The organism is Citrobacter sp. TBCS-15 (assembly GCF_005280815.1).
Classification (GTDB): Bacteria; Pseudomonadota; Gammaproteobacteria; order Enterobacterales; family Enterobacteriaceae; genus Citrobacter; species Citrobacter werkmanii.
Genome location: NZ_SZWK01000313.1, coordinates 431,208 through 441,575 on the forward strand (window position 1 = coordinate 431,208; position 10,368 = coordinate 441,575).

General features: G+C 50.0%; 9 protein-coding genes. 3 read left to right on the forward strand and 6 right to left on the reverse strand.

Annotated features, from left to right (window positions below):
- Positions 1 to 38 precede the first annotated feature (38 nt).
- The 5 genes from FDW96_RS24930 to FDW96_RS24950 all read right to left on the reverse strand — a co-directional run bounded on the left by FDW96_RS24930 (position 39) and on the right by FDW96_RS24950 (position 6,073).
- A complete protein-coding gene (locus tag FDW96_RS24930) occupies positions 39 to 1,598 on the reverse strand; it encodes a cyclic di-GMP phosphodiesterase (RefSeq protein ID WP_061382083.1) in 1,560 nt (519 codons plus the stop codon).
- 171 nt (positions 1,599 to 1,769) lie between these two features.
- Complete coding sequence (gene mepS, locus FDW96_RS24935; protein ID WP_003027474.1) at positions 1,770 to 2,339, reverse strand: bifunctional murein DD-endopeptidase/murein LD-carboxypeptidase; 570 nt, start codon at positions 2,337 to 2,339, stop codon at positions 1,770 to 1,772.
- A 413-nt stretch (positions 2,340 to 2,752) separates the two neighbouring features.
- Positions 2,753 to 3,466, reverse strand: a complete 714-nt coding sequence (locus FDW96_RS24940; protein WP_042307265.1) for a phosphatase PAP2 family protein — start codon at positions 3,464 to 3,466, stop codon at positions 2,753 to 2,755.
- Positions 3,467 to 3,500: 34 nt separating this feature from the next.
- Positions 3,501 to 4,487 (reverse strand): GTP-binding protein, encoded by a 987-nt coding sequence (locus FDW96_RS24945; protein ID WP_042307267.1) that lies wholly within the window; start codon positions 4,485 to 4,487, stop codon positions 3,501 to 3,503.
- A 119-nt stretch (positions 4,488 to 4,606) separates the two neighbouring features.
- Complete coding sequence (locus FDW96_RS24950) at positions 4,607 to 6,073, reverse strand: mannitol dehydrogenase family protein (protein ID WP_042307268.1); 1,467 nt, start codon at positions 6,071 to 6,073, stop codon at positions 4,607 to 4,609.
- A gap of 202 nt (positions 6,074 to 6,275) precedes the next feature.
- On the opposite strand from FDW96_RS24950, the gene uxuA reads away from it, so the two are divergent.
- Positions 6,276 to 7,466 (forward strand): mannonate dehydratase, encoded by a 1,191-nt coding sequence (gene uxuA, locus FDW96_RS24955; protein ID WP_137366494.1) that lies wholly within the window; start codon positions 6,276 to 6,278, stop codon positions 7,464 to 7,466.
- Between the two features lie 45 nt (positions 7,467 to 7,511).
- Here uxuA and FDW96_RS24960 read toward each other — a convergent pair whose 3' ends face one another.
- Complete coding sequence (locus FDW96_RS24960) at positions 7,512 to 8,984, reverse strand: PLP-dependent aminotransferase family protein (protein WP_079223410.1); 1,473 nt, start codon at positions 8,982 to 8,984, stop codon at positions 7,512 to 7,514.
- A 165-nt stretch (positions 8,985 to 9,149) separates the two neighbouring features.
- Here FDW96_RS24960 and torC point away from each other — a divergent pair, with 165 nt between their 5' ends.
- Both torC and FDW96_RS26355 read left to right on the forward strand, forming a co-directional pair.
- A complete protein-coding gene (gene torC, locus FDW96_RS24965; RefSeq protein WP_137366495.1) occupies positions 9,150 to 10,283 on the forward strand; it encodes a pentaheme c-type cytochrome TorC in 1,134 nt (377 codons plus the stop codon).
- Positions 10,284 to 10,292: 9 nt separating this feature from the next.
- On the forward strand, positions 10,293 to 10,368 hold a 76-nt coding region (locus FDW96_RS26355), incomplete at its 3' end, for a twin-arginine translocation signal domain-containing protein (protein ID WP_373562183.1).

Genomic DNA, 10,368 nt, shown 5'->3' on the forward strand with positions numbered 1-10,368 from the left:
GTGGCGGCGAGTAAGAGTATATGAATCGCAAACTGCGATCACCACGTTGGCTTATTGGGCTGTGCCATCCAACGCACGAAATCAGCAAGCTTTAACGGTCGGCTAATCCAGTACCCCTGGAAAAAATGTACTCCACGATCGCGCAGCCAACGAGCTTGCTCAGGTGTTTCTACCCCTTCAGCAACCGTCAGCATATTAAGACGCTTAGAGAGTGTCAACACGGCGTCCAGAACCGGAGAGGTCAGGGTTTCTGTGCCGATGGCGTTAATAAACCCGCGATCGATTTTCAGGTAGTCAACGGTGAAGCGTTCCAGATAGATAAGCGCGCTATGACCGGTGCCGAAATCATCAATAGCAATTTCAAAGCCAACAGAGTGTAGCCATTCAAATAGCTGGGTCGCCTCGTGTTGATTGAGCATATCGCGTTCAGTGATTTCCAGCACTAACTGAAAATGGTTCGCGGGAAGTGAGGCGCGCAGCCGTCGAATATCGTCTTTAAAACTCTCGCCGTGCAGGTGCGTTGGTGCGATGTTAATCCCCAGTTTGGCGCCAGCAGGAAACACTTTTTGCAGCGTCGGGGCGTCCTGCGCTATCAACTTAAAGAGATGTTGGGTCAGCGGGACAATCATTTTCTGCGATTCTGCGTAATGAATGAAGGCATCCGGGGGGATCTCACCCGTTGATGGATGATGCCAACGTAATAACACCTCAACACCTTTTACCTCCAGCGTTTGCATCTCTACGACGGGCTGGTACACCACATAAAATTGATTATGTTTGATGGCGTGGAGGATATCTTTACCAGGGCGTAACCGGATAGTGAAGATGTAATACCAGAGGAGAACCCCGGTGATAATCCCGGCCATGCATCCCAACATAATCGCGTACCAGATGTCGTTGTACGTCCACTCTTGCGCATACAAACGAATTTTCAGCGGCACCTCTTTAAGCGTCGCCTGGCGCCATGGCGTGTTAGGTAGCGCAGAGACGTCCATAATTCGGGATGAAAATGTTGAAATAGCCGTGTCGCCAGCAATAACGGCAATACCATTAAAATTATCTTCGCGGGCGGTATAAAGCAGATAGGGGGCCAGGTTGATATTCAGTGAAGAAAATACGCCGCTGTTATGGAGTGAGTGATTGCGGTGCCAAATCATTATCGCGGGTTTATCCGGCATCATGGGCGTACCGGAAAGTATTTCCACATCAACATCTTTGTTGATATTCAGCTTGGGGATCAGCGACAAAATGGGGGCGTTCATTGCGCCTGTTGCGGAGGAGCAAAAAGCAATACCGTCTTTTACCAACAAAAAAGCACGAACGTTGAGGTTAAAAGCCGCACTGGAGGTAAGTTTTGCAGCGACTTGCTGGCAGTTCTTTTCCAGCAGGGGTTGAAGCGCATCGGTGGTGGTTTTGAGATCTGCAAAGTAACTACTGACATAATTCTGGATATCGGCAAGCAGCGTTTCGTACTTAACCTCTCGTTTATGCCAGGTGACCAAAAATTGCAGGGTACTCACAAGGATTGCGACGATAAGCCCCGTTATCATACAGGAAAGCAGGATTTTCCGACCGGATGAAGAGGAGCGTCTGAACATAGATCCTTATTTTACCTGATTTAACCGCTTATTCTGTATGAATATAACCTGAAATGACTCACCATGTGAGATTTTTCTTAGTCTCAAGGCAACGCAAAAAAAAAGCACCGCCGTAGCAGTGCTTTTCAATATGTCTCATCAGGATAGCCAAGGGATAGCTGCCAAACGAAATTAACTGCGGCTCAGGACCCGGCGAGCTTCGTTGTAACGCTTTTTCCAGTAAGGCTCGTTCATGCTGGAAATGATAACGCCACTGCTGGTCGAGGCATGAACAAACTGGTTGTTGCCGATATAGATACCGACGTGACGGCCTGTGGAGCCAGCGCGGAACAGAACCAGATCGCCTGTGCGCAGATTAGTACGCGAAACGGATTTACCTGTTTCCTGTTGTTCGTAGGTTGAGCGCGGAAGCTCTAAACCAAACTGCTCACGGAACGTACGCTGTACGAAGCTGGAGCAGTCAATACCTTTTTTGGTGCTGCCGCCAAGGCGGTAACGCACGCCTTTCCAGTCAGCATACTGATCCATAATACGTGATTTAACATCGATATTACGGACCATATTTTCAAATTCATCCTGAGAGGCTTGCAGTGAAGAGTTATCTCCATTGCCCACAGCATGCGTCTCAGAATGCATATTCCTGGCGGTGTTCGTGGTACTACATGCGGAAAGCAGAACCGCAACTGCTATCGCGGGTATGCCCCGCAAGATATATCTCAAAATCGGTTGAGATTTGACCATTTTGTTTGTTTTCCCTTGAAGTCCTTAACGATAAATATCGTTATAAAAAATGCCAAACGTGACGAGACTAATTACCATCGCACGATGAGACAATTCCTTAAGGTCAAATCTGTGGCAGAACGCACAAATTTATTCAGAAAGGGAATAATTGTCCCGCGAGGCAAAACGAGTTCGAGGTTACCCGATCGCCCCAGTCATTGCGAGAGATTTTATGTGATTTCTTATAAGAAAAATTGATACAGAAAGTGAATAAACGGCATTGGCTAAATTAAGAACAATTAGCGCAAAAAATACGCAAGTCATTCATTCTAAACATGAATAAGATGACAGGAGAATGACAATCAGAATGATGGAATATTGGTCGGCATCATCAGGGAATCAGAAGTATCCCTGATGATGTTAATTATTTTGCGTTATTTGTTTGAAAATTGTTTGTTTTTGCCGGGCAGATAATTCACAAACAGCGTGACCAGACGATCGCTTAATGGCGTCATTAGCCACCAGGGCAAACCAATCAGCACAACCGTCATGGAGCCGACCACGATATCGGTGAGCCAGTGAGCGCCGATCATTACACGCGGAAAGGCAAAAACCACAGCGATAATAAGGCCGATTATACCTGCAACTTTTCCGAAATAACGCAGCATAAATGCGGAAAAAATAAGCAGCATCATGCCGTGATCGCCAGGAAAACTGTCTCTGGAGGCATCTTTGGTTGGAATATGCAGCAGTTCGCTGACGCGATGAATATTATCCAGCATCAGCGTAGGACTGGCGCGTTTAACCGGAATAAGCGCCTGGCCCAACTGATTTAATACCACTGCGGTGAGCAGCATCACCAGACCTATAGCCACAATACGCCGGCGACCTTCCGTCGTATCCTTCAGCCAAAAGTGCAGCATCAGTGCGCCCATCGCCAACAACGAGCAGCCATCAAATGCCCGGTTATTAGTGATCGCAACAATCCACAGGAACAGCGGGCTTTCAACCAGCTTCTGGTTGAAGAAACGGAAAACGCCCGTATCCAGTGAGGACCAGAACCCGTGCCCGGCGGGAATATACCAGGACAGAAACAGCGCTATACCTGCAATATTGAGCAGAAGAATAAGAGGGTATCGGGTTTTCATCGTCGTTTACCATTGCTATAAAACGAAGGCAACCTTACGCGCTACCGTCTAAACGAAGTCTCAACAATGCGCTCTGTAACGTATTCCAGTCGGTGTCAGTATCGGAGATGAGTTCAATACGGCTATCCGGCGGAGCGACGTTTTGCGTCTCAATATGCCAGTCCTCTCCCTGACGGTTAATGCGCACCAGACCCTCTTTTATACGCATGACTCCTTTTACACGCCCTACGGGGGCAAGGCGCGACCATTCCAGCAGGCCGATGGTATCGAACACCGTATCGGCGTCAAAAATCCAGCCGCAGGCCTGATGACCCTGACCGCTGTTCAGGCTGCGACGCCAGCGCTGTTGTGCGGGCAAACTTAACGCCGCCAGCCCTTTTTTGTCAGCATGACTATGGGCGTGCTCGGCGCTTGCGGGAAGCTGCGCCAGGTTTAGTCGGGGCAAATCCAGTAATTGGCCAGCAATATTTCCATGATCGGCATGAACCAACTGACGATTGCCGCCATAGTGCTGCCACCAGGTTTGCAGGGCGTTTTCGCTTTCCGTTGTGGCGCGGTCGGCTTTGTTGGCGACGATGATATCGGCGGCAGCCAGCTGATCGCGGAAATTGTCATTGGCGACGCTTTTTTCATCCAGTAGCTGGCGAGGATCAAGAATACAAAGGGTCGCGCGCAAATCGATCCACGGTTCGTAAACCGGCGCAGTGAGTAAATCCAGAATCTGTTTGGGATGTCCGAGACCGGTAGGTTCAATGAGTAGTCGGTCGGGTTTTCCCTGACGCAACAACGTATTGAGGCCAACCTGCATTGGCAGACCGTTAACACAGCACATACAGCCGCCGGGGATCTCTTTCAGCAATGCGCCGCTGTCGGCTAACAGGGCGCCATCAATACCTACTTCGCCAAACTCATTGACCAGTACGGCCCACTTCTCTGCGGGATCTTTGTTTGCCAATAAATGAAGAATAGAGGTGGTTTTGCCACTGCCGAGAAAACCGGTGATGAGATTGGTTTTAGTCACATTTACTCCAGAATCATAAATTGCCGTAATGGCATTTAACAATCCTGGCGAAAAACGGGGAAAAAGAGAAGGGGTGAGAGGACGAAGACGCGCTTCGTCCTGATTAATGGCAGAAATCGTTAACTTTTTAACGTCTCAATGACAGCCTGATGCGCACCATATTGGGCAATACGTTGCCAGGCGAGCTGAATAGCCGCAACAAACTGCGGATTCTGTACGAGATCGGTGGCGAAAATCTCATGCAGAGAAAGTAGGGCGCTGACGCGTTCTGAGTCTGTACTCTGCTCCACAAGCGCGCCGATTTTCTCGCTCAATGGATCGCGAATATCAATGGCCGCACCTGAATCATCCACTCCGCTCACGTAACGCATCCAGCCTGCGACGCCAAGCGCCAGCAGCGGCCACTCGCTGCGCCGTGCTAAATGTACGCGGATCCCTTCCAGCATACGCTGGGGTAATTTTTGGCTACCATCCATCGCGATTTGCCAGGTTTTATGCTTCAGCGCCGGGTTGGCAAAGCGCTCCAGCAGGTTAGCGGCATACTGGTCTAAATCAACATCGGTGATTTGCAGCGTAGGTGCCTGTTCGTTGAGCATCAGGCGGTAGGCGGCTTCACGAAATGCACTGTCCTGCATGCAGTCGCTGATGTGCTGAAACCCAGCCAGATAGCCGAGATACGCGAGAAACGAATGACTACCGTTCAGCATCCGCAGTTTCATTTGTTCCCACGGCAGAACGTTTTCAACCATTTGTACGCCGGCGGTTTCCCACTGCGGACGACCACACACAAAATTGTCTTCAATCACCCACTGGATAAAGGGCTCACAACTGATTGCGCAGGGATCGGCCACTCCCAGCTCGCGGGCGATTTCAGCCAGTGACTCTTCGGTAGCGGCAGGAACAATCCTGTCCACCATGGTACCCGGGAAGCTGACATGTTCCTGGATCCAGTGTGCCAGCTCAAGTGAGCGTTTCTCCGCCATTCCCAGTACGGCGTTTTTTACCACATGGCCATTGTCCGGGATATTATCGCAGGAGAGGACGGTAAAAGGCTGCAGCCCGCGTTCACGTCGGCGGTGCAGCGCTTCAACAATAATACCGGGTGCGGAGTGTGGTTCAGCCGGAGTCTGTAGATCATGAACAATGCGTGGATGAGAAAGATCCAGCGAGCCTGTTGCCGGATCGATGCAGTAGCCTTTTTCCGTAATGGTTAACGAGACAATCGCCACCTGAGGTTCACAGAATTTTTCGATAATGGCCGCCAGTGAATCCAGCGTGGCGTTCAGGCATTCTTTGACGGAGCCAATAACAATCGGTTGGTTACCATTCGCCCCTTTTTCTAACACGGTAAATAAATGATCCTGCTCGCGAAGCTGACTCATTAGCCTATCGCCGCTGAATAGACTTATTTCGCAAATTCCCCAGTCCCCACCCTGTGCATTCAGTACCCGGTCGGTCAGTAATGCCTGATGGGCGCGGTGAAAAGCACCGAAACCAAAATGCACAATCCGCGTTTTTAATTGTTGGCGATCGTACTGCGGCATCATGACATTTTTCGCGAGCGGCGCTGAGGCAATAGTTTTCATTCAATACACCTGATTAACCATTAATTAACAATAGCAGTATAAAGTTATATGACAGCAAATTGAATTGGTGTGCCTCATTTATCCGGGGAATGTGAGCTGGATCAACCAATCATCGCGGATTCGTTGATCCTCGCCCAGATGCCTGTATGGTAGTCGTCATTAAGTGAGTTTAATTTGGTATAACAACTTGTGAGGTGAAACAATGGAACAAACCTGGCGTTGGTACGGACCTAACGATCCAGTATCGCTTGATGATGTGCGTCAGGCTGGCGCAACGGGTGTTGTGACCGCCTTGCACCACATTGCCAACGGTGAAGTCTGGCCGGTAGAAGAGATTAAAAAGCGGCAGGCTATTCTTGCTGAAAAAGGGCTGACCTGGTCAGTGGTGGAAAGTATCCCCGTCCACGAAGATATCAAAACGCACTCTGGTCAGTATCAAACGTGGATTGCTAACTATCAGCAGAGTATCCGTAATCTGGCGACCTGCGGCATCGATACCGTGTGCTATAACTTCATGCCGATCCTCGACTGGACGCGTACTGACCTCGAATATCAGTTGCCGGACGGCTCCAAAGCGCTGCGTTTTGACCAGATCGCTTTTGCTGCCTTTGAGCTGTATATCCTCAAACGTTCTGGGGCCGAAGCAGATTACACCCCGGAAGAACAACGCCAGGCGCTGGACTATTTCAATGCCATGAGCGAAGCCGATATTGAAAAACTGACGCGCAATATTATTGCAGGTCTACCCGGTGCCGAAGAGGGATATACCCTGGATCAGTTCCGTGCGCGCCTTGCTGAATATGACGGCATCAGTAAAGACGATTTGCGCAATAACATGGCGGTATTCCTGCGGGCGATAGTGCCAGTGGCAGAAGAAGTCGGCGTGCGTCTGGCCGTACACCCGGACGATCCGCCGCGTCCCATCCTCGGCCTGCCGCGCATCGTTTCGACCATTGAAGATATGCAGTGGCTGAAAGACACCGTCGACAGCATCAATAACGGTTTCACCATGTGCACCGGCTCCTACGGCGTACGCGCCGATAACGATCTGGTGAAAATGATTGAAACTTTTGGCGATCGTATTCACTTCACGCATCTGCGTTCAACTTGCCGTGAAGATAACCCGAAAACCTTCCACGAAGGTGCGCATTTGCAGGGTGATGTGGATATGGTATCGGTGGTGGCGGCGATTCTGAGCGAAGAGCAGCGTCGTAAACAGGCGGGCGATCTACGTCCAATCCCGATGCGCCCCGATCACGGGCACCAGATGCTTGATGATTTGCATAAGAAAACCAACCCGGGCTACTCTGCGATTGGTCGTCTGAAAGGCCTGGCGGAAGTCCGTGGCGTTGAGCTGGCGCTGAAACAAACGCAGTTTCGCGATCTGCTGTAAGGCGAACAACAGGGATTGAGCGGCAGGCTCGATCCCTGTAATCCATCAAGGCTGCGATAGCGCCTGTTCCAGTACTGCCAGAACTCTTTTTATCTGCTGTATCTGCAATCCACCAAAACCAAAAAACATGACTCCATCGCTGTTCTCCTTACGCCATGCGGATTCTGATCCATTCTCTATATCTGGCAGGGTATCAAAACGAATCCCGGCCAGCAGGCAGCGTTGTTGCAGCCTGGCGATAGTTTCGGGGGACCAGGCAATGCGTAAAGAGAGGTGCAGACCTGCCGTTGCACCAGCGATTTTCCCTTCCGGAAACAACGCGGACAGGCCGTCGCGTAATAGCGTAAGACGTGCCGCATAATTGCAGGCCAGCTTGCTGATATGCGTATAAAACACCTGATTTTGCATTAATTCGGCCAAAAATTGCTGCAACAACCACTGGCTCCCGTTGTTGTTGAGCGCTTTCATATTCTGTACGGCCGGAAGCAGTTCGTCAGGGCAAATCAGATAGCCAAGACGTCCTCCTGGTCCCAGTGTTTTGGAAAATGTCCCCATATAGATAACCCGGTTGTGATAATCCATGGCTTTCAGCGCGGGAAGGGGATTTTCTCCATAGGTAAAAACGGCATCGTAATCGTCTTCAATAATGTAAGCGCCGACGCGCTGCGCCCATGTTAATAATGCCTGACGCCGCTCCAGTGACAGGACGCTACCCAGCGGATACTGATGCGCTGGAGTAACATAACAAAGCTGGGTGGCATATTCCGGTAAATTATCTGTTTGCAGTCCGTGGTTATCGACGGCAATTGGCGTAATGTCTGCGCCGTAATAATTAAACAGATGCCAGGCACCCGAATAACAAGGGGACTCGGTTACAATATGGCACTTTTTTTGCTGACTGAAAGTATGATGGTTAATAAAGAGTTGAGTGAGCAGTGATAGTCCTTCCTGAATCCCGTTAGTAATAATGATGTTCTCTGCTCGAGTATTAATACCGCGAGATAAATTAAGATATCTGACCAATTGTTCACGCAGTGAAAATAATCCATTTGGTGAATGATATCGGGTAAATAATTGTTCCTTGAGGATGCTGGGGGCGTTATTCCATTTGCGCCAACTTGACCAGGGAAAAGCATTGGGATCGGGAACGCTCATTTGACAATAGCACTCTCGTCCAGGCTCTACATAAACATCGGTGGGGATCCCAGCCGCTTTAGGTTTCATCGGCGGGGAACCCTGCGCGACGGGCACGATTGCTGGCGTTGTGCGTACAGGTGTGGTGAAGATGACCTCGTAGCCGATACCTTGTCGACTCTTAATTAATCCCGCGGCCATGAGCTTATCATAGGCCATCACGACCGTTATTTTGGCAACGTTTAATACCTGCGCCTGCTCGCGAATAGAGGGAAGTTTATCTCCACAAAGCAAATCACCGCGCTGAATGGCCTGGAAATAAAATTGAAATATCTGCAATTGCAGCGGGGTACGGCTTTCTCGATCGAGAGTCAGTGTTAGCATGAGAAATTCCTTATGTATATATACGCACTATATTACGAGCTTCTCTTCTTTCCGCTTTGATGCACCTCATAGAGTAGATGCTGTTCCTATAAGCTGCTTTTGCTGTCTCTATTTTTGATTTTTATGATCGCTTAGCGTGTCGCTATTAAAAAAATGGAGGCAAGCATGTCGTGGATAAAAAAGAACGCACTGTGGTGCGCATTCGTCGGGGCAGTAGCAATGGCCCTGGCAATTTGGGGAACGTGGCAAGGCGTTCATTACACCAGTACCACCGAATTTTGTTTATCGTGTCACTCGATGCGCACATCAGGAGAGGAATATAAAACCAGCGTGCATTTTCGCAATGCTTCTGGCGTGCGTGCTGAGTGTAAGGATTGTCATATTCCGCCAGGGATCGTCCCGACGCTGGTTCGTAAAACGGAAGCCTTAAACGACCTCTACCACACCTTTATCTCTCCTTCGATTGATACCCCGGAAAAATTTGCCGCAAAACGAGCGGAATTGGCCCAGCGAGAGTGGGCGCGAATGAGCGCTAACAATTCGGCGGCATGTAAATCTTGCCACAGCTATGAGGCGATGGATCACGGCAAACAATCTGCGAATGCGGCGGCGCAAATGACCGCGGCGGCGGCAAAAGACAGCAACTGTATTGATTGCCATAAAGGTATTGCCCATCACAAACCCGATATGAGCAGCGGTTTCCGCGATCGCTATAAGCAGTTGCAGCAGCAGGGAGCGTCTTTATCGAATGCGAGCATGCTGTTCTCGTTAAGCGAAAAAGCACTGACGGCAACGGCCGGAAGCCCCGCAGGTAAAGCGCTGTTATTTCCTGCCACCGAGGTCAAAGTGCTGCAAAAAGAGGGCAGCAACGTGCAGCTTGAACTGACGGGCTGGCGTGAAAGCAAAGGACGCGGGCGGGTGATAACCCAGTATATGGGTAAGCGTGTGTTCTCGGCCGTGCTGGATGACTCTCTGATGGCTAACGTCAAAGTGCTGCAAACTCAGGTCGATCCTGACTCACACCAGCAATGGCAGCAGGTGAGTGTGACCGCCTGGACCTCTGCTCAGGGGCTTATCAACGATATTGCACCGATCTGGGAATATTCGGATCAAATGCTGCAATCCACCTGTAGCGCCTGTCATAGCACTCCTCCTACGACCCGATATACCGCCAACGGCTGGATCGCCGGATTGAAAGCGATGTCCACCTATTACCGACTTAATCCGGTGGAAGAACGTACGTTGTTGAAATACCTCCAGACCCATGCCAGCGATGTGTCTGAATCTAACAAAAATTAAGGAAAATGTATGGATATTCATGATTTTAACCCGTCTCGCCGCCGTTTTCTGAGCGGTATGTTGGCGGTGGGCGCAGCCAGTGCTC